The 24,875-nt window shown below is 36.4% G+C and carries 12 protein-coding genes; 11 read left to right on the forward strand and 1 reads right to left on the reverse strand.

From position 1 onward, the window contains the following. Positions 1 to 124 precede the first annotated feature (124 nt). The 10 genes from PEDSA_RS15440 to PEDSA_RS15485 all read left to right on the forward strand — a co-directional run bounded on the left by PEDSA_RS15440 (position 125) and on the right by PEDSA_RS15485 (position 16,979). Positions 125 to 2,734 (forward strand): glycoside hydrolase family 2 TIM barrel-domain containing protein, encoded by a 2,610-nt coding sequence (locus tag PEDSA_RS15440; protein WP_169311992.1) that lies wholly within the window; start codon positions 125 to 127, stop codon positions 2,732 to 2,734. Next, on the forward strand, positions 2,734 to 3,915 hold the full coding sequence (locus PEDSA_RS15445; RefSeq protein WP_013634096.1) for a glycoside hydrolase family 88 protein: 1,182 nt from the start codon (positions 2,734 to 2,736) through the stop codon (positions 3,913 to 3,915). Before PEDSA_RS15440 ends, PEDSA_RS15445 begins: the two co-directional genes overlap by 1 nt. Before the next feature lie 86 nt (positions 3,916 to 4,001). Then, positions 4,002 to 6,854, forward strand: a complete 2,853-nt coding sequence (locus PEDSA_RS15450) for a triple tyrosine motif-containing protein (RefSeq protein WP_013634097.1) — start codon at positions 4,002 to 4,004, stop codon at positions 6,852 to 6,854. Positions 6,855 to 6,882: 28 nt separating this feature from the next. Continuing rightward, positions 6,883 to 7,785, forward strand: coding sequence for a hypothetical protein (locus PEDSA_RS15455; protein ID WP_013634098.1), 903 nt, complete (start codon positions 6,883 to 6,885; stop codon positions 7,783 to 7,785). Positions 7,786 to 7,951: 166 nt separating this feature from the next. Next, the gene (locus PEDSA_RS15460) at positions 7,952 to 10,198 is read left to right on the forward strand and encodes a glycoside hydrolase family 3 N-terminal domain-containing protein (RefSeq protein ID WP_013634099.1); all 2,247 of its coding nucleotides are present in this window, start codon (positions 7,952 to 7,954) and stop codon (positions 10,196 to 10,198) included. Between the two features lie 3 nt (positions 10,199 to 10,201). Then, entirely contained in the window at positions 10,202 to 11,647 is a 1,446-nt protein-coding gene (locus PEDSA_RS15465) for a glycoside hydrolase family 30 protein (protein WP_013634100.1), read from the forward strand. 19 nt (positions 11,648 to 11,666) lie between these two features. Next, positions 11,667 to 13,106, forward strand: coding sequence for a glycoside hydrolase family 30 protein (locus tag PEDSA_RS15470; protein WP_041537500.1), 1,440 nt, complete (start codon positions 11,667 to 11,669; stop codon positions 13,104 to 13,106). Positions 13,107 to 13,196: 90 nt separating this feature from the next. Continuing rightward, positions 13,197 to 14,609: a glycoside hydrolase family 30 protein gene (locus tag PEDSA_RS15475; RefSeq protein WP_013634102.1), complete on the forward strand. Its 1,413-nt coding sequence runs from the start codon at positions 13,197 to 13,199 to the stop codon at positions 14,607 to 14,609. Positions 14,610 to 14,612: 3 nt separating this feature from the next. Beyond that, positions 14,613 to 16,352, forward strand: coding sequence for a cellulase family glycosylhydrolase (locus PEDSA_RS15480; protein WP_013634103.1), 1,740 nt, complete (start codon positions 14,613 to 14,615; stop codon positions 16,350 to 16,352). 162 nt (positions 16,353 to 16,514) lie between these two features. Continuing rightward, complete coding sequence (locus PEDSA_RS15485; protein WP_013634104.1) at positions 16,515 to 16,979, forward strand: hypothetical protein; 465 nt, start codon at positions 16,515 to 16,517, stop codon at positions 16,977 to 16,979. A gap of 29 nt (positions 16,980 to 17,008) precedes the next feature. On the opposite strand, the gene PEDSA_RS15490 is transcribed toward PEDSA_RS15485, so the two are convergent. After that, the gene (locus tag PEDSA_RS15490) at positions 17,009 to 22,831 is read right to left on the reverse strand and encodes an alpha-2-macroglobulin family protein (protein WP_013634105.1); all 5,823 of its coding nucleotides are present in this window, start codon (positions 22,829 to 22,831) and stop codon (positions 17,009 to 17,011) included. Between the two features lie 129 nt (positions 22,832 to 22,960). Here PEDSA_RS15490 and PEDSA_RS15495 point away from each other — a divergent pair, with 129 nt between their 5' ends. Further along, on the forward strand, positions 22,961 to 24,799 hold the full coding sequence (locus tag PEDSA_RS15495; protein WP_013634106.1) for a DNA topoisomerase 3: 1,839 nt from the start codon (positions 22,961 to 22,963) through the stop codon (positions 24,797 to 24,799). Positions 24,800 to 24,875 lie beyond the last annotated feature (76 nt).

The raw sequence follows: 24,875 nt of genomic DNA on the forward strand, positions 1-24,875 counted from the left end.
GCTTAAGTTAAGACTTTTCTTAAACTAAATTTTACGATTACAGATATTTTAATAAAGACTCATGACTGGCAAAAAATATAAAAGCTTTGTCTTTTTACTCGCTTGTTTTCTTTTGTGCTTAAATGTGTTTTCACAAAACAGAAAAGTAATACCATATAATAGCGGATGGTCGTTCGTTAAAGATTCATCAAATAATTTAAGTTCAATCGTTAATCTCAACAAGCCGTGGCAAAAAGTACGTATTCCGCATACGTGGAATGCGTACGATGTCATGGATGATACGCCCGGTTATTACAGAGGGACAGGGGTTTATAAAAATACAATTCATCTGAATGATTTAAGTGTTGGAAAACGAATTTTTCTGCAATTTGAAGCAGCAGGACAAGAGGCGCAACTCCTTATCAACAGGCAACAGATAAAAGATCATAAGGGAGGATATACTCAATTTATTGCGGAAATAGGCCCGTTTTTACAGAAAGGAAAGGACAACGAAGTAATTCTGATTGTTACAAATAAATTCAATGAAAATCTTCCGCCTTTATCAGCAGACTTTACATTTTTTGGAGGCTTGTATAGAAAAATCGCTATTATAGAAACAAGCGAAACTTACTTTGAAGATCATAATTTTGGAGCAAATGGAATATATATTACTACCCCAAAAGTCGATTCCTCGCAAGCAAAAGTTAATGTTGTTGCTCAAATAAAGAACAGTTCGAACCAACAAAAAGAGCTTAAGCTTAGAAATGCCATTTATTCGAGAGAAGGGATAGAAATTTCTTTTTCAGAAACCAGGATTCTATTAAAGCAAAATGAAACGAAGCGTTTTGAACAGGCATTGGAAGTCAAAAATCCGCGACTTTGGAGTCCGCAAAGTCCCAATTTATATCGCCTAAAAACTCAACTAATAGATTCCGATGGAAATGTTTTGGATGAGATTAACAATCCTCTCGCTTTCAGATGGTATTTTTTTAACGAGGATAAGGTCTTTCTGTTAAACGGAAAGCCCTTAAAACTTATTGGGGCAAGCAGGCATCAGGATTTTAAGAATATGGGAAATGCTGTTCCAGACGATTTGCAAATTGAAGATGTAAGTTTACTGAAAGAAATGGGAGGGAATTTTCTTCGTGTTGCGCATTATCCACAGACAAAATCTGTTTTAGAAGCTTGTGATTCTTTGGGAATAATTACTTCCATTGAAATTCCAATTGTTAATGAAATAACGGAATCGGAAGAATTTACTCAAAATAGCCTTCATATGCAGCAAGAGATGATCAGGCAATATTACAATCATCCAAGCGTGGTTATTTGGGGGTATATGAATGAAGTTTTACTAAGACCTAAGTTCAATAACAATAAAGAACGCCAAAAGATATATTTTGAAAATATTCGGATTCTTGCGCAGAAATTAGAAAACCTGACAAAGAAAGAAGACCCATCGCGTTTTACGATGATTGCCCATCATGGTAATTTCAATTTATACAATCAGGTCGGACTGAACCATATTTCTGATATCGTTGGATGGAATCTTTACCCTGGCTGGTATGGTGGGAAAATAGAAGATTTTGGACGTCAACTGGATCAGATACATAAAGATCTGAAAGAGAAGCCTTTACTGGTTACCGAATATGGAGCGGATGTTGATCCGCGAATTAATGTTGCAAATCCTATCCGTTTCGATAAAAGTATAGAGTATGGGATTGCATACCACCAGGGCTATATTAAAGACATTTTAAGCCGGCCTTTTGTTGCAGGGGCAATGGCTTGGAATCTCGCTGATTTTTCTTCGGAAACCAGGGAAGAAACCATGCCGCATATCAATAATAAAGGCTTGCTTACTTTAGACAGACAAGCCAAAGATACTTATTGGCTTTATCGGACAAGATTTAATGACAAGCCTATTGTTAAAATTTCCAATTGGATCAACAGAGCCACGGTTTCTGATACAAATTTTTCAGTTCAGAGCATTAACGTATATTCCAATTTAAATAAACTAGAACTTTTTGTTAACGATAAAACGGTTGAAGCGGCGACTGTAAATGACAATATTGCAAACTGGAAAACGACTTTGCTTAATGGCAAAAACAAAGTGTTGGTACGAGGATATTCAAACGGAGGGCAATTATTTGCAGATAGCACAACAATCGTTTTAAATCTGCTTCCGGCTTCTTTAAAGTCATATGATTTTAGAAAACCGCTATTAATGTCTTTTGGAGATACCAGAAGCTACACCGATACATTAGGTTATGTTTGGTTGCCCGAAAAGGAGTTTGCCTTTGGTTCGTGGGGATACGTTGGAGGCAAGGCATTATTTCGTGAAAATGCACCCAGACAAAAATACGGAGTAGATAAAAATATCATCGGAACCGAAGAAGATCCACTTTACCAAACTCAGCGTATGGGGTTAAACAAATTGATATTTGATGTTCCTCGTGGAACATATCATATAGAATTTCTTTTTGCAGAATTCAATGACGAACAAACCAAATTACTTTATAACCTAACGGGAAATGAAAATCAGGATGAAAAATGGAATTTATCAGAAAACCTTTTTGATATCAAGATAAACGGCAAAAGGGTTATTAGAGACCTAAATGTTGCCAAAGAAAGCGGCTATTTTACTGCTTTGCAAAAAAGCATTACTGCTAAATCAAAAGCAAAGGGTCTTATAATAGAATTTGATGCCCAAAAAGGAGAACCGCTAATTAATGCAATAAAAATTTCAAAAATCAAATAATGCTAAATCGAGTTTTTTACAAAGCTTTTTTTTCTATTTGTTTAATAGGGACAATAAGTGGCTGTAGCCAGAAAGTAAATATCCAAAAGGAATTTACTGTTATAAAAAGTCAAATTCAATTGATATCAGATAGTACGGATCTGCAGATAGGAAAACAGCAATTTCCAAGAACGCTACAAAACGGAAAATTAAAGTTTGTGGGTTCAGGTGATTGGACAAGTGGTTTTTATCCTGGATTACTTTGGTATTTGTACGAATACACAGAAGAGCAACATTGGAAAGATCAGGCGATTAAATACACTGAAAGTTTGAAGAAAGAACAATTTAATACCTCTACACATGATTTAGGTTTTATGATGTATTGCAGTTACGGAAATGGCTATAGGTTGACTAATAATCCAGAATACAAAAATATTATCATTCAGTCCGCAAAGTCGTTAACCAAGAGATATAATCCAAAAACAAAGACAATCAGATCATGGGATTTTTCTGGACCAGATAAATCTTGGAAATTTCCGGTTATCATTGATAACATGATGAATTTGGAATTGCTTTTTGAAGCTACTAAACTGAGCGGCGATTCTACTTTCTATAATATTGCGATTACTCATGCTAATACAACACTCAAAAATCATTTTAGGGACGATTTTAGCTCGTACCATGTTGTCGATTATGATCCTGAAACTGGCGAAGTAAGACATAAACACACTTTACAGGGGTATAGCCACGCATCAGCATGGGCAAGAGGACAGGCATGGGGTTTTTATGGCTTTTTACATTGTTATAAGCAAACAGGAAATAGCGAGTATTTAAAAGCAGCTAACTCTATATACAAATACATTTTTGAGAATCCTCAATTACCTAGGGACTTGGTTCCGTACTGGGACTACAATGATCCGAATATTCCTAATGCGCCGAAGGATGCATCTGCAGCTGCTATTACTGCCTCCGCATTGTATGATATGTCTGATCTGACCAGGGATATGAAATATAAAAAGTTGGCTGATAAGATTGTAAGCAATCTGACAAAACATTACAGATCTCCGATTGGAAAAAATTCTGGTTTTATTTTGCTGCATAGCACAGGGCATTTACCCGGAAAAAGTGAAATAGATGTCCCGTTAAACTATGCTGATTATTACTATGTTGAAGCTTTATTAAAAAGTAAAAAGACCTCTTAACTAACAAGTACAGCATGAAGGGATACAAGTTTTTGTTTTTTGTAGATAATATCTGATAAATTAGCATTTTGTATTCCTAAATCTATATGCTGACAATAAATCCGAAGAAAGCTCTAATTTTAATCGTGTTGGTGATTAGTTATGCTTCTGTTTTAGCTATTAAACCATTAATATCACCACAGATAATAAATTACAGCAGCGAGGCTTATCGTGGAGGGACCCAAAACTGGGGCATTGATCAGGATAAACAGGGTATAATTTATATTGCCAATAATGATGGATTATTGGCTTTTAACGGACATTATTGGCATATCTATAAAACGCCAAATTTAACCTCTGTGCGTTCGGTTAAAGTACAGGAAAACAAGATTTTCGTAGGTGCACAAGATGAGTTCGGGTACTTTGAACCAAACACGAGCGGAACACTTGAATATCATTCTCTTGTACATTTGGTGCCTAAGGAAAATAAAAGATTTGCAGATATATGGAGTATCTCGTTTTACGAAGGCGGCGTACTTTTCAGAGCAAAAGAGGTAATCTTTTATTATAATAAAAAGTCCATTAAAGTGTTCAAGCCTGCTTTCGAATGGGAATACATGGATCAGGTAAAAAACAGAGTTTTGGCACATTCCAAAAAAATAGGTCTGGTTTATTTTGATGGGAATAAATGGGAGCAGTTTGGAAAAGAACCTATATTGGCAGAAAGTGTAATTAGTTCCGTAATACACTTAGGTAATGAAGAATATCTTATTTCAACATTAAAAGACGGCTTTTTTTCTTTGAATGCCGGGAAGCTAAGTCCAAAATTTACCGAAATAAATACTGCTGAAAATCGGGTATATACAGGAACGCGAATAGGAGATAATCGTTTTGCTTATGGAACAACATCCGGCGGAGTGTATGTAATTGACATCAATGGAGAAATTTTAAATCATTATTCTTATAGCGGAGGCTTGCAGGCAAATAGTAACCGGGCCTTGTTTTTGGATCAGGGGAAAAATCTTTGGATGGCGCAAAACGACGGAATAGATTATCTGGCGATTAACAGTTCTGTCAAACCGATTTATTTAGATCAATCTAAAAGAGTAACGAGTTATGCCATTCGTTATTTCAATGGAAATTTATTTGTTGGTACTTCAAACGGGATTTATGCAACAGCTTTAGACACTAAAGGGCAGGAAGATTTAAGTTTGGCTTATGGTGATTTTCAATATATAAAAAGTTCCGAAGGACAGGTTTGGAGTCTTTCACAGTTTTCCAATAAATTATTGGTAGGTCATGAAGATGGCAGTTTTTACTTCGATAATAATAATCTGGCACCCATTTATTCCGGAATAGGAACCTGGAATTTGAATTCTTCTCTTAAAATTGATGATATCGTTGTCGGAACTTATTTCGGTTTGCGAAGAATAGGTTCGCATGACGGTAAATTTTTTGATAAAGGGATTATACCAGGACTTGAAGAGTCTTTACGTTTCATCGTTCTGGATAAAAGAAGTATTTGGGGATCGCACCCCTACAGAGGAATTTATAGAGTCTTTGTAGATTATGAAAAGAATGCCGTCAAAAACTATAAGATTTACAATAAGAATTCCGGTTTACCCTCAAATCTGTATAATTACGTTTATGAGGTAGATGATAAACCTGTTATTGCTACCGAAAAAGGAATTTATCAATACAACGAAGTCAAGGATGCGTTCGAGCCTTATACCAAGCTGGCTTTGCTTAGTAAGATGTCCATCCAATATCTGAAACAAGATACCGAAGGTAATATCTGGTTTGTAACCAATAGAAAAGTTGGAGTGGTTGATTTTTCATCCGTCCCAAAGATTTATTACTTCCCACAATTGGATGGTAAAACAGTCGGCGGATTTGAACATATCTATGCGTTAAACAAAGACAACATATTTATAGCCGGAAATAAGGGGATTTACCACATCAATTATCAAAAATATAGACAAAGTATACAGAAACCGAATGTTTTAATTAGTCAAATCCGGGTGCCGTCCAGTAAGGATACCGTAATTTATGGAGGATATCAGAACGGCGAACAAATTTCCCATACATTGAGGAATAGTTTTAACTCACTCCATTTTGAATTTTCATCAACCTTGTTTGATTATAAGGAAAGTATAGAGTACAGTTACTTGTTGGAAGGATTAGACAAAGATTGGTCTAATTGGAGTAATAAAACAGAAAAGGATTATACTAATCTTTCACCGGGGAAATATGTGTTTAAAATAAAATCCAGAAATGGAATAGATAACGAATCAGACCTTGTTTCCTATAAATTTACTATCCTTCCAAAATGGTATCAGACGAAATTTATGTATGCAGCATACCTGTTTTTGTTGGTAGCAATAATTTACATTGGTTACAAGTGGCAGGAAAGAAATCATAAAAAAGCTCGTGAAAAGCTTCGCTATTTACATCAATTGGAATTAGACCGAAACGAGAAGGAAATCGTGAGGTTGAAAAATGAAAAATTAGAATCGGAGATAGATTTTAAAAATAGGGAGCTCTCTTCTATGACCATGAATTTAGTACAAAGGGGGAAGGTGCTAACGAAGATCAAAGACGTAATATCCACTTTAGCACAAAGCGAACGGATCGAAGAAAACTCCACTAATTTAAGGCATTTGGTAAGGCTTATAAAAGAAGTTGAAAAAGGGAATCAGGATTGGGATAACTTTACAGCGCATTTTAACAATGTTAATTCTGATTTTTTTAACAAGTTAAAAGAAAAATTTCCGGATTTAACACCTAATGAGCTTAAGCTTTGTGCTTTCATAAAAATGAATTTGAGTTCGAAAGAGATTGCCCAATTGATGAATATAACCATAAAAGCCGTAGAAGTTGGTAGATATCGACTAAGGAAAAAACTGCAAATTTCTTCGGAAACAAATTTGTATGACTTCCTGATTCAGATAACCAAATAGAGATAAAGTAGCATCTAATGTTAATAGCATGAAGAAAGCTTTTAAAGCAGTCTTTTTAAGTTTAGTTTTTACTCTTTATTTCTCAGGTAGCGAGGCACAAGAAGTAGCAAAGTTCTCTGTTAAAGTTTCTGAAGGGTTACATTTACAAGATTTAGACTGGTCTATTGCAGGTAATTTGAACGGAAACAGCCCCAATATATATTCTGAATTGATTTGGGAGAAAATGAAAGGAAATTCGACGGAGATACAAGTTGGATATAGGTTTCTAAAGAACTTAACCTATAAAATAAATGCCGAAAAAACATTTGTTTTATCAGGAAATGTATCTGACCGTGATTATTCCGAAGATGACAGACAAAATGAAATATTTTCTGCTGTTTTGGAAACTAATAAAGGGTATTCCTGGGGACTGGAAAACAGTTTAGCCTACTCTTTTTATGCTACAAAGAAATTAGCTCTTCTAGCCGAACTTGGCTATACCATTTCAAGACAATCATTATACCTTACGGACGATGGTTTTTCTGTAGGGCAGGAAACTCTGAACAGCAATTATAAAACCAAATGGCAAGGAGCGGTTTTAGCTTTAGAAGGCATTTATTTTACGGATAAAAAATTGAGCATAGCAGCAATAGCTAATTTTCAGAAATTGGATTACTCTGCGATTGGGAATTGGAATCTTGTTGAAGAATTTGCTCATCCAAAAAGCTTCACTCATCGGGCAAATGCTCTTGGATACGGTTTTAGTATAGGTCCTAAATACCAGTTAAGCAAAAAGCTATCATTGGAAATGGAATACAATTTCCAGAAATATGTATCCAAAAAAGGAATAGACCGACTTTTTTTTACTTCTGGAACCCAAACCACTACACGATTAAATGGCGTAAATGGACTTTCTAATAAAATAGCTTTAGGGATTTGCTTTTATCTGTAAATGTTTGTTATAAAGGTGTTTGTGGCTATTTTGTAGTGCCTTTGTAGTATCGTTTTAATTCGTTTTTTTAAATATTCTGTTTATTGTATGGTTTGAGTAGGGGACTTAAAAAGGAGTTTCTGAACCGAAACAATTAGTTTTGAGAAAGACTAATAAGAATACCTAAATGACGAGTAACAATTTCAGAAAACTTTCTTTTGTTTTAATGTTAAGCTCTTCTCTGTGCAACAACGTTTTTGCTCAAGGGAAGAAAGGGGATCCCATAGAACAACGCGTAAATGATTTAATGTCTAAAATGACCTTACAGGAAAAAATAGGTCAGCTTAATCAATTTACAAGTGATAGGACATCAACAGGCCCAATCAGTGCCAATAGTAATAAGTTAAAAGATATCGAAGCAGGAAAAGTGGGCTCGATGTTAAATGTTAGAGGCTCGAAAGATACCAGAATGGTTCAGGAGGCCGCAATGCGTTCCAGATTGAAAATTCCTTTACTTTTTGGTTTGGATGTGATACACGGTTATCGGGTAACTTTTCCTATTCCATTAGCTGAAGCTGCAAGTTGGGATTTAGATGCAATAGAGTTCGCGTCAAGAGTTGCCGGACGTGAAGCGGCTGCGGCAGGTATTCACTGGACTTTCGCACCAATGGTTGACATCAGTCGAGACGCCCGTTGGGGACGCGTAATGGAAGGTGCGGGGGAAGATACTTACCTGGGATCAATGATTGCCAAAGCCAGAGTGAGAGGGTTTCAGGGAAAAGGATTGGGAGAGCTGGATGCCGTAATGGCTTGTGTAAAACACTTTGCCGCTTATGGAGCCGCAGTGGCTGGTAGAGATTATAATACGGTTGACATGAGTGAGAGACATTTGTGGGAAGTTTATCTGCCACCTTTCAAAGCGGCTTTAGATGCGGGAGCAGCAACTTTTATGAATTCATTCAATGATTTAAACGGAATACCAGCAACAGCAAATACCTATTTGCAAAGAGATATCCTGAAAGGAAAATGGGGGTTTAAAGGATTTGTGGTTTCAGATTGGGGCTCGGTAAGAGAAATGGTTCCTCATGGTTTTGCCAAAGATAACGAAGAAGCGGCTAAATATGCTATCAAGGGCGGTTCGGATATGGATATGGAAAGCTATGCTTATGTGAACTTTCTGGAGAAACTGGTGAAAAATAAAGAAGTTTCCGAAGATTTAATTAATGATGCCGTTCGCAGGATTTTAACTAAAAAGTTTGAAATGGGGCTTTTTGATGATCCTTACCGTTTCTCTGATGAAAAAAGAGAAAAGAAAGAACTTAACTCTGCCGCAAATAAAAAAGTGGCTTTAGAAGTTGCTCAAAAAAGTATCGTCCTGTTAAAAAATCAAAATCAGGTATTGCCATTAAGCAAAGACGTTAAATCTATTGCTTTGGTTGGTCCTTTAGCTAAGTCAGCAGAAGATATGAAAGGTTTCTGGTCTGTGGTTTGGGACAACGATCACTTGGTTTCGCTTCATGAAGGCTTAGAGACCAAGCAAGGAAAGAAAACACAGATCAACTATGCCAAAGGTTGCAATATCAATGATGATGATAAATCTGGCTTTGCAGACGCTGTAGAAGTTGCAAGGAAATCTGATGTGGTAGTTGTAGCAGTAGGAGAAGCTTTTGATATGAGCGGAGAAGCTAAAAGCAGGGCAAATATTCATTTACCGGGAGTTCAGGAAGAGCTGATAAAAGAATTGAAAAAATCAGGAAAACCTGTTGTTGTATTGATCATGGCGGGCCGGCCTTTGATTTTTAACTGGACGGCTGATAATGCTGATGCTATTATGTACACCTGGTGGTTAGGAAGCGAAGCGGGACATGCTATGGCTAATGTATTGTTTGGAGATTATAATCCGTCAGGGAAACTGCCAATGACTTTCCCGAGATCAGAAGGTCAACTTCCGATTTATTACAACTATAACAATACTGGAAGACCAGTAATTAACGAAAATAACATTCACTACAGATCTGCTTATATCGATTCTCCGAATAGTCCGAAATATGCTTTTGGATATGGATTAAGCTATACCAACTTTGCTTATAGTAATTTGACATTAAGCTCGAAGTCATTAAATCAAGACGGGTCAATTACTGTAAAATTCACATTGAAAAACGATGGAAAATATGCAGGTGAAGAGGTTGTCCAGCTGTATTTGAGAGATAAAGTAGCCAGTTTAGTTAGGCCTGTAAAAGAACTAAAAGATTTTACCAAAATCTTACTTAAACCTGGAGAAAGTAAGGAAGTCACTTTTGTTATCAATAAAGAAAAACTTTCATTCTATAATAAAAATCTGGATTGGGTAGCAGAACCGGGGGATTTTGATTTGATGATAGGTACTTCTTCTGACAATATTAAACTGAAGGATACATTCCAATTATTAGACTAGAATATGGTAACAACAGTTCTAAAAACTTGTTTACTTTCTGCCGTAGCGCTCTTTGCATGTAAAAGCAACCATGCTGATGATGAGAAGAAGGGCATTATTCAACCTCCAAAAACCGAAACAAAAAGTGATGTAGATTTTTGGTTGACAAATACAGACCAGTCGAGTTTATTTAAAAAACAGAATGTGAGTTTGCTGTTCGGTCCAGCGGCAAACACAGGAAGTACAATTGAGATAGATGACAGCAAGCAGTTTCAAGAGATTGATGGATTTGGTTACACTTTAACCGGTGGTAGCGCCACGCTCATTAATTCTCTAAATGAATCATCTAAAGCAGCCTTATTGAAAGAGCTTTTTCAGCATGATGGAAATAATATCGGCGTAAGCTATTTAAGAATAAGCTTGGGAGCATCAGATTTAAGCGAATCAGTTTTTACTTATAATGATTTACCGGTGGGAGAAATAGATTTGGAGCTTAAAAAATTCACACTGGAAAAAGAAAAGAAAGATTTGATCCCTGTTCTAAAACAGATTATATCGATTTTTCCTCAGATCAAAATTATGGCTTCGCCATGGACTCCTCCGCTTTGGATGAAAACAAATAATAATTCTGTTGGAGGAAGTTTAAGGCCGGAGTATTATGATGTTTATGCCCGGTATCTGGCAAAATACATCCAGGAAATGGCAAAAGAAGGAATCATTATTGATGCTTTAACGGTACAAAACGAGCCACTTCATCCGGGGAATAATCCAAGTTTATTGATGCTTGCTGCGGATCAGAAAAATTTTGTAAAAAATAACTTAGGCCCGGTATTCAAGGCAGAGAATATAAAGACAAAGATTGTTGTTTACGATCATAACGCAGATAAACCGGAATATCCCATAGAGATTTTAAACGATCCGGACGCGAAAAAATATGTAGACGGCTCGGCTTTTCACTTGTATGCGGGTTCTATAAGTGCCTTATCTACCGTTCACAATGCGCATCCTGACAAGAATATCTACTTTACCGAACAATGGGTAGGTGCGCCAAGTAATTTTTCGGGAGATTTTAAATGGCATGTAGAAAACGTAATTATTGGGTCCATGAACAACTGGAGCAAAGTCGCCTTAGAATGGAATTTAGCTGCTGACGCTTTGCAAAAGCCGCACACGCAAGGAGGCTGTACCCAATGTTTGGGCGCTTTAACAATCGACGGGCCTTCAATTTCCCGCAATGTCGCTTATTATATCATTGCACATGCTTCGAAGTTTGTACGGCCTGGATCTAAGAGGATTTTTTCATCAGCTGCGACCAATCTCCAAAATGTAGCTTTTAAAACTCCGGAAGGAAAAATTGCGCTTATTGTGCTTAATAAGAGCGGAGCGACACAATCATTTAATGTGAAATACAACGGAAAACAGGTCTCTTCAACACTGAATGCAGGCTCTGTTGGAACATATGTTTGGTAATAAATTATTTAAAACAGAAATGAATAGAAAATTAGGTTTTTTTCTTGGCGTTGCATTGGTTGCGGCAAACGTTGGTTTTGCCCAAAATGTAGCTTCAAAGAAAGTTAAAGTTTTTACGACAGCGAAAGATACAAAATTGCGTATCAGCGAAAACGGGACATTAAGTTTTTCTCCAAATGCACAACCTTTTGAAACAGAGGCGACAGTTTTTATAGATGCAGACAGGACCTTTCAGACGATGATAGGGATTGGAGGAGCTATTACAGATGCGTCTGCAGAAACTTATGCTAAGCTTCCAAAAGCATTACAACAAGAGTTTTTAAAAGCGTATTACAGCAAAACAGAAGGTATTGGCTATAATTTAGCGAGAACGAACATCAATAGCTGCGATTTTTCCTCCTACAGCTATACTTATGTAAAAGATAATGATAAGGAGCTGAAAACATTCAACATTGCGCCCGAAGAAAAATACAGACTGCCTTTGATTAAAGCGGCGACAGCAATGGCCGGCGGAACTTTACCTTTGTATGTAAGTCCATGGACTCCACCAGCCTGGATGAAAGATAACAATAACATGTTGCAGGGCGGTAAATTGCTTCCCGAATATCGTCAGGCTTGGGCAAATTACTATATCAGGTATATTCAGGAATATGAAAAAAGAGGACTACCCATTTGGGGCTTAACAGTGCAGAACGAACCAATGGCGAAACAAAGATGGGAGTCTTGCATTTTTACAGCGGAGGAAGAAAGAGATTTTATTAAAGAATATTTAGGCCCTACTTTACATAAAGCCGGAATGGCGAATAAAAAATTAATCGCCTGGGATCACAATCGCGATCAGGTTTATCAAAGAGCAAGTACCATTCTTGGAGATAAAGAAGCCGCTAAATATGTTTGGGGAATTGGTTTCCATTGGTACGAAACATGGACAAAAAGCGATATGCAGTTCTATAACCTTAGAAATGTTAAAGAGGCGTTTCCAGAGAAAGAATTGATATTTACCGAAGGATGTAAAGAAAAGTTCGATATGGACAGCATTTACAACTGGTCCTTAGGCGAAAGGTATGGATATTCTATGATTAACGACTTTAACGCAGGTACAGCCGCTTGGACAGACTGGAACATTTTATTGGATGAAACGGGTGGACCAAATCATGTTAAAAACCTTTGTTTCGCTCCGATACATGCAGATACCAAGAATAAAAAATTGATCTATACCAATGCGTATTATTATTTAGGTCACTTCTCAAAATTCATTCAGCCAGGAGCAAAGAGAATAATTACCTCGCCATCCAGAGATGTTTTAGAAACTACGGGATTTGTTAATCCGGACGGAAAAATAGTTGTTGTAGTGATGAATAAAACGTCCAACGATATGCCTTACCAATTGTGGTTAAAAGGATACGCGGCTAAAACGACAAGTAAAGCGCATTCAATAAGTACTTATATCATTGATTAATAAAAATAGATGTCATGTCTCCAACCGACCTGGTGGTTAGTTTTCGGAGGCATGGCATCTATTTTACCAATTATATTCAACTAAATTCTTATGACAGATATTTTATTAAAGCGTCTGAAGAAGACTCTCTTTCTGGGATTGTCATTTTTTTCCGTAAGTGTTTTCGCTCAAAAAGGAAAAATGGCGGAAGCCTGGTTGACGGATCCTAAGGCCGAGGTTTTATTCAAAAAACAAGCGTCGGTTTTAGCTTCACAACATGCAAGCGCAGCTAATATAATCGAAATCAATCCCAATAAACGATATCAGACTATCGATGGTTTCGGATATACATTGACAGGCGGCAGTGCTGGACATTTGCTAAAAATGAGTCCACAAGCAAGGAAAAAATTATTAGAAGAGCTATTTGCATTTGATAAGGAAAATATAGGAACAAGTTATTTGCGCTTAAGCGTAGGAGCATCGGATTTAAATGATTTTGTTTTTTCTTATGATGATCTTCCGGACGGAGAAACGGACGTAGAGATGAAGAAGTTCGATTTGGGGCAGGACAAGAAAGATGTCATTCCGGTTTTAAAGGAAATTCTCACAATTAATCCTAAAATAAAATTGATGGGCTCTCCCTGGTCTCCACCAAAATGGATGAAAACCAACAACGACACCCGTGGGGGAAGTTTGAAGCCGGAATTTTATGATGCTTACGCGTTGTACCTGGTAAAATATATTCAGGAAATGGCCAAGGAAGGGGTTATTATAGACGCTTTAACCGTACAAAATGAACCTTTGCATCCAGGCAACAATCCAAGTTTATTGATGCTGGCTAAAGATCAGGCGGAGTTTGTGAAGAATCATTTAGGTCCGGCATTTCAAAAACATAAGGTCAAAACAAAAGTTATTATTTATGACCATAATGCCGATAAACCAGAATATCCTATCGAAATTTTAAATGATCCTAATGCTAAAAAGTATATTGATGGTTCGGCATTTCACTTGTATGGAGGAACGATTGATGCCTTATCAAAAGTAAAAGAAGCACATCCTGATAAAAACCTTTATTTTACTGAACAATGGTTTGGTGCGCCTGGAAATCTTCACCGAGATTTTGTCAATCATATTCAAAACTTAACTATTGGTGCAACTAGAAACTGGAGTAAAACGGTTTTGGAATGGAATATCACATCTAATAGCGAGTTAACACCTTTTACAGATCGTGGTGGATGCAGTAAATGTCTTGGAGCGGTTACTGTAGACGGTGATGTAGTTAAAAGAAACCCAGCATATTATACGGTTGCTCAGGCAGCGAAATTTGTAAGACCCGGCTCCGTTAGAATCGAGTCAAATTTGATTGATGGTTTACCGAACGTTGCTTTCAAAACGCCATCGGGGAAAATAGTAATCATTGTGCTCAATAATAGTAAAGAGAAAAGAGACTTCAGTGTAAAAAATAAAAATGCAGTTTATAACTCCAGTTTAAACGCAGGAGCGGCTGTCTCCTTAATTTTTTAAGTCATGAAATTTAGAAAGCTATTTAGATTAATTTTTACTTTATGTATTGCGACAACAGTAAATCAGGCAAATGCGCAGGGTTTTCTTAAAGCTAAAGGACATCTTATTGTCAATGAAAAAGGCGAAAAAGTAATTCTTCGGGGAATGGGTTTGGGCGGCTGGATGTTGCAGGAAGGATATATGTTCAGGGTTTCAAATTTAGGGCAACAGTACCGAATTAAAGAGGCTATTTCTGGAGTTGTTGGTCCACAAAAAGCGGATGAGTTTTATGAAAAGTGGTTAAAATATCACACAACGAAAGCCGATATAGATTCTTTGGCTTCTTGGGGTTTCAATTCTATAAGGTTGCCTTTTCACTATAATCTTTATACTTTACCCGTAGATCGGGAACCTGTTGCCGGACAGAATACCTGGTTAGAAAAGGGGTTCGCTTTGACAGACAGCTTACTGAGCTGGTGTAAAGCAAATAAAATGTATTTGATTTTAGATTTACACGCTGCGCCGGGCGGACAGGGAAATGATCTGGCAATTTCAGATCGTGATCCGTCAAAACCATCTCTTTGGGAAAGTGAAGCGAATCAACAGAAAACGGTGGCTTTGTGGAAAAAATTAGCCGATCGTTATAAGGACGAAAAATGGATTGGCGGTTATGATTTGTTAAACGAGACCAATTGGGGTTTTGAAGGTCCAAAAGATACTCGCGGAACGGCAGAAAACAAAAATGCACCATTACGTAAGCTGTTGATTGAAATAACAGAAGCTATCCGTTCAGTGGATAAAAATCATATTATTATTATTGAAGGTAATGGTTTTGGAAATAACTACAGAGGCATTTTCCCGCTTTGGGACAGTAACATAGTAGTCAGTTTCCATAAATACGGCAATTTTAATAATGAAGGAGCTATCCAATCATTCCTGGATATCCAGAAAAATTACAATGTACCGGTTTGGTTAGGAGAATCGGGCGAAAATTCCAATACATGGTTTACAGAAGCTATAACACTGGTTGAAAAACATGACATCGGATGGGCGTGGTGGCAACATAAGAAAATTGGTATTAATAATCCTTTGGAAATAAAGTTGACCAAAAATTATCAGGACTTAGTGAATTATTGGGCTGGAAAAGGCGAGAAGCCAGATGAAGAGAAAGCCTGGAAAACTTTGAACGAATTTTTAGAAAACACCAAAATACAGAATAATGTCTTCCATAAAGATGTAATTGATGCTATGTTTAGGCAAGTGCAAACTAAAGAAACCAAACCTTTTAAGATTCATCTCTTAAAAAATGCGCTGACTATAAATGCGGTAGATTACGACTTAGGAAGACAGGGTTCTGCGTATTTTGATAAAGACACGGCAAGCTATCATTTTACGCCGGGTGTGAATACGCAGGGCAACAGAGGCAGAATGTGTAGAAATGATGGCGTGGATATTTATCAAGCTAAAACTGGGGACTATTATATCGGGCATATTGAAGATGGCGAATGGTTGCAATACACCATTAATGTAGCGAAAGCAGGAACCTATAAATTAAATGTTAAAGCATCAAGCAAAGATAATACGGGAGAGATTTCTTTAAATATAAACGGAACGAACTTGTCTAACAGTCTGAGCAATCCAATAAAAGGTGAGGAATTGAAGTTGTACAGTTTAGGAAATGTTAAACTGAAACAGGGAGAGAATAAGATTCGGGTTGTTGCGAGAAAAGGAGGATTTGATTTAAAGGAGATCCAATTGAATTAGTCGTTATTTTTTGTTATTAAAACGTGTGTTATTAGGAGCTTCTGAAAAGAAGCTCTTTTTTATTGTCGACACTTTTGTTACAATCGCATTGGCTGTTTGGGTTAAACTATCCTACAGGAGAACCGTCATATCAATAAGTTTTACAAATTAAAGTATACGGTTATGAGAAGGTTCTTTTTAATGTCTGTTTTCGTTGCAAGTGTTTTTACGTTCAAAACCGCAGACGCTCAGGTAAGGTTAAATGTAAATGTTAATTTAGGATCTCAACCGTTATGGGGTCCAGCAGGATATAACTATGTAGAGTATTATTACGTCCCCGATATCGATGTATACTATCATGTAAATTCAAGAAAGTATACTTATTACAACGGAAAAAAATGGTTAACAGTAGGTAATTTACCTAAGAAGTATCGGAATTATAACTTTTATAACGGATATAAAGTTGTCGTAAATAAGCCAAGGCCATGGGAATCTCATAGTTACTACGCTGCAAACTATGGAAAATACAGAGGTTATGTAGGGCAGCCAACAATAAGAGGATATGAAAAAAAACATGATTATAAAAAGCTTCATAATCAAAAAAGAAACAGGGATGAGGGACATCGACATCACTCGTCTCGTAGGTAGATAGAGTAAAAGGGCCTTAACGGCCCTTTTTATTTGATAATGATATTTTGGCTCGATGTATAGGCTCCAAATTCCGGAGCATATAAGCTTTCTGCTTTGCTAATTCCAGAAGAAAATTTCCCGCTTTGTGCACAGTACAAATCATAATCTATGATGTACTGTCCTTTTGGAAGATGATTTATAAATATATCCGTACTGGTATCTTTAGGTGTCAGATAATAAAACAAATTTTCCAAATAATAATATTTCGATATAACAGAAGTCGGTTCGGTTCCCGAAGGTCGTTCGTCTCTCAATTTAATATATTCCAATGCTCTATCTGCAACAAGATAAAGTCTTACGGTAATCTTATCCCCAACGTGTAATTCATTATTGTTATTAATCTCTTTTAAGTTGCCGTTACGATCCTTTTTGAAATATTTTTTTGTAATAATAAGGCCATTATTATGAGATTTTACGTCTTTCAGGTTTTGATTAAAAGTTTGGCTGAATGAGGCGATCATAAAATTTTTACCTGGATTGTAGATTTCATAAATAGGAAAGTCAGGTTTATCGTTAACTAAAGGAACCGTATACGTGAACTTTCCTGCATTCATTATCTGAAGTTCGGGTTCCAACTTCCTTTTTGTGGAGTACCTTATAGTGTTTTTTTCCGGTTCGTAACTTCCGTTGCTTAGTAGTGCAAAACAGGCAGACATAGTCGCATTAGATGTTTGCCAATTATTAGCCTGCTTATTTAACAATAGCCATTTTTTTAATTGCAGTACAAAGTTAGCCTCACTCTCTTGCTTTCCGAATAATTCTATCATCAAGGAATGCTTTTCTATCTCAGCTCTATTCCACAGAAAGAAAGACTGCTCTCGAGGCCAGTAAGCACCAATCACGTCAGAGAAAATGGCCTTTTCTTTAAGCGATTTAAGAATAGGTTGGGCTAAATCATTGCGATCCAGATTGATGAATGTATATGCGATGAGTCCTTTTTCGTAATCTGTAAATTTTTGCCAGTTTTTATGGGCGTAGTCCAGATATTTTGTTTGGCAAGAATCGAACCCAATAAGGGCAGAAGAATCCTTATAAAAACTTCTGGCATACCATCCTTGTATGTCTAAAGATGTTAGTGAATTGATGTTTTTAATAAGCTCATTGTCTACATAAGAAAGTGCTTTTTTTGCTATTCTTCCTTTTTGTTTATCAAAAAAAGAAGAGGTTGATATTGCACTGGATTTTCCTAGACTGGCAACAATATTTTGGGTGATATAACGATCCTCGTAAATGCAACTTTCAAACCACGGGAAGCTACCGTTTGACTTTTGCATTTTTTCTAGTTTATTCAATGCCATCGCCTGTTCTGTATATGCATTAGTCCCTTTAAATAAATGAATCAATGTTTTTTGCTGTTCCAATACTTGCGACGGATTAAACCAGGGAGAGTTCTTCAGGTTTTTTAACTTTGAAAGACTACTGTCTGGAAAGATGGTTGCATATCTATAGTTTTTTCTGACATAGAGTGCCATCTGACCAGTCATAAAATTCCCTAATAGCGAATTTGAACTTAAATACTCAGAGTTTTCTTTTTGCAAATAGGGTAGAGCAAACACAATATCCAAAATGGGATTGTTTTGTGTGGAAAATGTCAGAGACTTTAGCTCACGCTTATCACTGCTCAGAAAATCTTCTATTTTAATTTTCCGGCTCTCTCCAGGGTTTAAAATAAATGATTTTGACTCCGAAAGTGTAAGCATTTTGGATAAAACAGGTACAGACTTTTCTTCTCCATCATAATAAAAATCCGAATAAGCAGAAATCCGATAGGTTAAGCTATCTATTGATTTTGGAATCTTGATGGGATATTTGCTGGCTTCTGATTGATGGGCGTCTATTTTAAAAGTTCTAGACCCGGATTCTTTATCATTAAAAAAATCTAAAATGTTTTTATTTGTTTCGTTAACAAACGACAAAAGTGATTTTCCTGAAATATTATTCTCACTGGTGTTTACCGTTTTTGCTATAACATCGATTTCATCGCCTTCTCTAAAAAAGCGTGGCATATTGGCGGAAATCATTAGTGGTTTTTGTGAAATAATGTATTTGTCGGTATATCCGGTTCTTAAGTCTTTGGTATGCGCAAAAAGTCTGAATTTCCAGGTGGTTAAAGATTCTGGGAAAGTAAATTGAAATTCAGCTTCGCCTTTTTCGTCAGTAACAATATGAGGATAGAAAAAAGCAGTTTCCGAAAAATTTTTCCGAAAACTATTAGTATTATCAACATTTGTAAATACGTCACTACCGTCTCCTTTTTCTGTTACACCAGCGACTGCTCCTGTAATATCCGATCTTGTTGCTTCTCCATAACCAACCACGGTAACTTCGTTAAGAGCGTTAACAGGGCCCTCACCATATACAAGACTTGTTGTGCCACGTATATTAATAGCTTTGTTTTGGGGTGTATTCCCAATAATCTTATTTAGCTGTCCAGAATAATTATAATCCAGATATTTTAATTTACTATATGTTTTATCAATATAATGATAGCTATAAGTTAGTCTGTTTGTTGGGCTTCCTGTACTCATGGGAGACCAAATAGGTATCCAGGATAATACGTATGCAGAATTAGCATAGGGATAATTCAGAGACCATTTTGAGTTCGCTTTGCTGATTTCATCTAAGGAAGCATCGTATAGCGCAACTAGCACTTCTGCTTTTGCGGGAAGATTGTCTTTATCAGTAACTTTTAATTTCCATTTATCCCGCTCTCCTGGTTGTACTTTTTCTCTAAAAGAAGTTATCTGTACATTTAGATTATTATTGCTTTTAGCGGATTTGATTGTTTCGGTTGAAGTATAAAATCGTCCGTTAAACATTGTAGAAAAAACCACTTTTAAGTCGGGTTCGCCATTGTATGGAATCTCTGTTTTTTCGTAACTATTACCAGATGTTTCTATCCATTTGAAATATTTTAAAACATCACTTTCGTACACTTCCATTAAAATAGTGTTAGCCTTATTAAAGCCGGTATAAAAAATGGCGTTTTCGCCTTTGTTTACGTATTCCGTTTCAGGAAATACCCAGTCGGTTCGTGAAGAAGGCGTACCTATTTTTTTTGTTATCAATTTGGACATCCTATACAGGCGGATACTGTCTCCTAAATTATTGTAGGCCGTAAGCTCAATATTATATGTGCCGCAAGACAGATTTTGCAGGCCTGGAATATTTATATGTGTTTGGTCTTTATCCTTTATTACGATGTCTTTTTCTAATAAGAGTTCGGTCTTTTTAGCATAAGGAGCGTCTATGTCAGGAAAATATCTGGTATATTCTTCCTCTGTTAATGAAGGAACAAAGGGATAGTTAGGATACCTGTACGAAGTATAGTCTGATTTACGATTTTCTTTAAAAATGCGGATTTTTATTCTCCCAGTTATGTTATTTCCATTTAAATCAGTTAGCGAAAAAGGTGTTTTTAAGGTGTCAGTAATAAAGTTTTTATTGGGAATGACTGCGGAAAATCTTAGTGAGGGTTTGCCAAAGGTAACAGATGTTTGGTTTTCCCGTGTCTCCCCATCGATGTCTGTAACTTTTACAACAATGTTATAGGTATATATTTTGTCCGTAGTTTCCGGAATAAAATCAATGAGAAATTTTCCTTGCTTATCTGTTTTTGCACTATCTGTGATTAAAGCTTCATTTGTACCTCTAAAAAATCCTGGGTTTTTATAAATCGTATAAGAAACCCTGGTTTCCTGTAAGGGATATCCGGCAAAGTTTTCTACAAAGCCGGTAATCTTTACCGGTTCTTTTGCGATTGATTTCACCGGCGAGAATTTGATAAAGAAAGTAGGCTTTTTATATTCCTCAATTTTAATTGATTTCGTGTAATCGCCTGCTTTGATCTGAAAGGAGCCGCTTAATGCATTTTGTGGGATTTCGAAAGAAGAACTGAATGTCCCGAATTCATTAGTTCTTAATTTTACTTTTTGAAGAGTGAGCCGATTGCCGGAAAATATAACTTCGATGTCGTTATTAGCACAAACCTGGCTTTCTTTCTCCGAGTTTATGTACTTGATTCCTTTAAATTGAATAGTTTGTCCGGGACGATAAATTTCCCTATCGGTAAATATCGAAACTGCATCTTCTTCTCCCTCAATTTGGATTTGAGTTTTCCTATCAGGCAATGTATAAACGGAACTATGCCAAATATCATTCTTTAAACGAAGTGAATAGCTGTTGTATTTGTCTTTTTGTGTAATAAAGAAGCCATTAGCATCGGTTTTGCCTTTAGATGATACCTCTCTGGTCTTAATATTATGTGTAAATGTCGAGTGTTTATAAACAGATACCAAAACATGTTTCAATGGCATACCTGTAGCTCTGTCTGCAACACGTATTTTTTGTTTTCCGTTTTTAATATCAATTAAGCAAACCATATTGGTAACGTTGAAATGTGTAAACTTAATGTTTTCCGGTTCAATGCCTTCATATTCCAAAACCAAGAAATAAATTCCAAGAGGTAAAGGGTCTACTTTTATTGAGGTAGTATTTTGTTTAAAATCATGAAGTTCTGGTAAATCAAAATCAACAGTTCTAAAACTTTTCTTCTTTTTAAGATATTCTATAATTTCCTGTTTGTTCTCTCCTTTTCTGTCCAGTATGGGCATGATCTCGTCAAGATCATGCATATCAGCTTTATATAATGCATATTTTGCTTTTTCTATGTTTTTAAAGTCAACAGTAGCGAGTATATTTTTATTCGGAATATTATCATTGTCGAGCCTTATATTCAGTTCTTTTTTTCTCAATTGAAAAACCTTTACTTTAGCATTTTTTGCGGTATTGCTTTCAGGAAACAGATTAATAATGTCTTGAAAAAGCGCATAGGCAGTAACGTTATCCTGCATTCTTTCATAAATAAGGGCCTTTTGATAGCGTATATCTGCTATTACCAAAGAAGAAGAATATTGTTTCTCTATAATGTTTAAGGCTTGCAGTTGTAATGAATCCCGATTTTTGGTACCCGAATATTGTTTGGATAAGTTAATGATACGATTAAGGAGTAAATCGGCAAGAGCATCAATATTTTTGCGTTGTTTGTGAAAGTGATATAATTCAGCATAAATATCTGAAGATTTATGAAAAGCAGCATCATTATAAGGGGAAGTGACAGAAGTATTGTAGAAAAGACTATCCGTGTCGAACATAAAAGTGCTTTCGGATACATTCTGAAAATTAAATGTTTGTAGCTGATATTCCTGATTACTGTAGAATGAAAGTGCTCGCTGAGCTAGTAAATCAAAAAGTGTTGGGCGTAATATTTGATTATTCTCCGTTAAAACCTCTGTATATTCGTTTATGGGAGTATTCTGTAATATTTCTTGTGAGGAGAGTGAGGCATCGTACAATAAAGAGATTTCGTTAATTAGTGTACTGAAGTCCCAGTTTCGGAAATCATTTTCCCTGTTTTTTGTTGGAGTTCGATTGATTATCTTATAGCGATTTTGTTTATAATAGTTCCAATACGTTTCTGCCAGAACAGATTGAAGGATTGCTTTTAAGGGAAAAGCGGCGTTTTCAGTCTCCTTATTGAGGACTTCTATGTTTTTTTCGAGATTCTTTTCTGTTTGAGCAGTTAGATTCAGTTTGTAAAGGATAGCGTTCAGCCTTTGTATATCATTTTTGTCGGCAACGGCTAGTGCTTTTAACTCGTGTACTTTTTCCAATGCAGATTTGGGTAGGTCCTGCGTTATCAACGAGTCAATCTGTTGTTGCAGAGCGCTATACTTGTTTTGGGCCGAAGTATAGGTGTAGAGCAAACAAAAGAAAATTAAAAGTAAAGCCGAACGATATTTTAAGCTCATAATGGTTATGATTTTTTTCTTAAGATAAAATTACTGTTTTTGTAGATAAAATCAAGATGTTCATAAATCAGTATTCCTATCCTGAATAATTATCCCCATTTTTGAAGTTCAAAAGACCGTAGCGAAAACATGAAAGTAGTTATAGCCGAAAAGCCATCAGTAGGAAGAGAATTAGCGAAAGTTTTTGGAGCAACCACCAGAAAGGACGGATATATTGAAGGTAAGGGTTATACATTTACATGGGCTTTTGGTCATCTTTTACAATTGGCTCCGCCTCAAGAATATGGTTTTTATGGCTGGCGGAAAGAAAATCTACCTATGTTGCCACAGAAGTTCAAGCTTTCTATAAGAAAGATAAAGACAAAAGATGGCGTGGTAGAAGATCCGGCGGTAAAGAAACAATTGGATACTATAAAAAGATTGTTTGATGAATGTGATGAAATTATAGTAGCAACGGATGCCGGGAGAGAAGGGGAACTGATTTTCAGATACATTTACTATTATTTGAAATGTAAAAAGCCTTTTCGCAGACTTTGGATTTCGTCTCAAACCGACGAGGCTATAAAAAATGGTTTCAGAAACCTAAAGCCGGGAACAGAATACGATACCTTATTTAACTCCGCTCATGCAAGGTCGCAGTCGGACTGGTTGGTTGGAATGAACGCTACACAAGCTTTAAGCATATCAGCCGGAAACAAATCTGTTCTTTCTTTGGGCAGAGTGCAAACACCTACTTTAGCAATGATATGTGCCCGCTTTTTAGAGATTAAAAATTTTGTTCCGAAGATATACTATCAGGTAGCGATTCAATTGTGTAAAGACGAACAGTTTTTTAAAGCCATATCAACCAAAAACTTTGATACTAAGGAAGAAGCAGAGGAAGTTTTAGCTAAAGTTTTAGATGTAGAGTCAGGAAGTCCAACTGGCGGCCACATTAAAAATGTAGAAGGAAAGGCGAAGAAAGAACCACCTCCGCTACTGCATGATCTAAGTTCCTTACAACAAGAAGCAAACAAAAAGAAAGGATATACAGCCGATCAAACGTTGGGTATCCTACAGAATTTATATGAAAGTAAGTTAGTCACTTATCCCAGAACAGGTAGTCGATATATAGGTGACGATATTTTCGCTACAGTTCCAGATTTGATTTCTAAATACAAAAATCATGGACTGTTCGGGAAATCAGCGGAATATTTGCTGGAGAATAAGCTAAACAAAAGAAGTGTAAATGCTAAAAAAGTAACAGACCACCACGCTGTTTTACCGACCGGAATAGATCCGGGCTATCTGCCAGAAGACAAGCAAGCCGTTTACGATATGGTTGTAGGAAGAATGTTAGAAGCCTTTCATCAGGACTGTATTAAAGAAACAACTAAAATTTCTATAGAATCCGGAAGCGATTTTGTTGCCAATGGAACAGTTATAAAAATAGCAGGTTGGCGTTCCGTTTTCAATGATCCCGACGACGAGAAAAAAGATGCATCAGAAAATGCAACCTTACCAAAAGTTGATAAAGGAGAGAATTTGCCAGTAACAAAGAAAGCTGTTGTGGAAAAGCAGACTAAGCCAAAACCGCAATATACCGAGGCAACCTTATTAAAAGCACTGGAAACATGCGGGAAAGATATTGAAGACGAAGAACTGCGTTACGCTATGAAAGATAGTGGATTGGGAACTCCAGCGACTCGGGCGGCAATTATAGAAACCTTAATTACAAGAGAGTACATTTCCAGAGAGAAAAAGAACCTTATTCCAACGTCTAAAGGATTGGCTATCTACGAAGTCGTTAAGGAGAAAAAAATAGCTCAGGCAGAATTGACAGGACAGTGGGAGAAAAGATTGGAAGAGATCAGAGGAGGGGCTTCCGTTTTAGACTTTAAAAACGAGATTATAGATTATACCAGAAATATCACACAGGAATTACTGGCGGCCGGTATAGGATTAGAGAAAGTACTGGTTACCGGATAAAGATGTTTAAACCCATTTAAAGTTATTATCTGGTAAATTGATTCTCTACTTTATGATCTTTTGCGATAAACTAATC

The sequence above is a fragment of the Pseudopedobacter saltans DSM 12145 genome, from assembly GCF_000190735.1.
Classification (GTDB): Bacteria; Bacteroidota; Bacteroidia; order Sphingobacteriales; family Sphingobacteriaceae; genus Pseudopedobacter; species Pseudopedobacter saltans.

What these genes read in the sequence shown, in the direction of transcription:
- PEDSA_RS15445 (WP_013634096.1), top strand. Translation starts at nt 2,734, where the DNA reads ATGCTAAATCGAGTTTTTTACAAAGCTTTTTTTTCTATTTGTTTAATA.
- PEDSA_RS15450 (WP_013634097.1), top strand. Translation starts at nt 4,002, where the DNA reads ATGCTGACAATAAATCCGAAGAAAGCTCTAATTTTAATCGTGTTGGTG.
- PEDSA_RS15455 (WP_013634098.1), top strand. Translation starts at nt 6,883, where the DNA reads ATGAAGAAAGCTTTTAAAGCAGTCTTTTTAAGTTTAGTTTTTACTCTT.
- PEDSA_RS15460 (WP_013634099.1), top strand. Translation starts at nt 7,952, where the DNA reads ATGACGAGTAACAATTTCAGAAAACTTTCTTTTGTTTTAATGTTAAGC.
- PEDSA_RS15465 (WP_013634100.1), top strand. Translation starts at nt 10,202, where the DNA reads ATGGTAACAACAGTTCTAAAAACTTGTTTACTTTCTGCCGTAGCGCTC.
- PEDSA_RS15470 (WP_041537500.1), top strand. Translation starts at nt 11,667, where the DNA reads ATGAATAGAAAATTAGGTTTTTTTCTTGGCGTTGCATTGGTTGCGGCA.
- PEDSA_RS15475 (WP_013634102.1), top strand. Translation starts at nt 13,197, where the DNA reads ATGACAGATATTTTATTAAAGCGTCTGAAGAAGACTCTCTTTCTGGGA.
- PEDSA_RS15480 (WP_013634103.1), top strand. Translation starts at nt 14,613, where the DNA reads ATGAAATTTAGAAAGCTATTTAGATTAATTTTTACTTTATGTATTGCG.
- PEDSA_RS15485 (WP_013634104.1), top strand. Translation starts at nt 16,515, where the DNA reads ATGAGAAGGTTCTTTTTAATGTCTGTTTTCGTTGCAAGTGTTTTTACG.
- PEDSA_RS15490 (WP_013634105.1), bottom strand. Translation starts at nt 22,831, where the DNA reads ATGAGCTTAAAATATCGTTCGGCTTTACTTTTAATTTTCTTTTGTTTG.
- PEDSA_RS15495 (WP_013634106.1), top strand. Translation starts at nt 22,961, where the DNA reads ATGAAAGTAGTTATAGCCGAAAAGCCATCAGTAGGAAGAGAATTAGCG.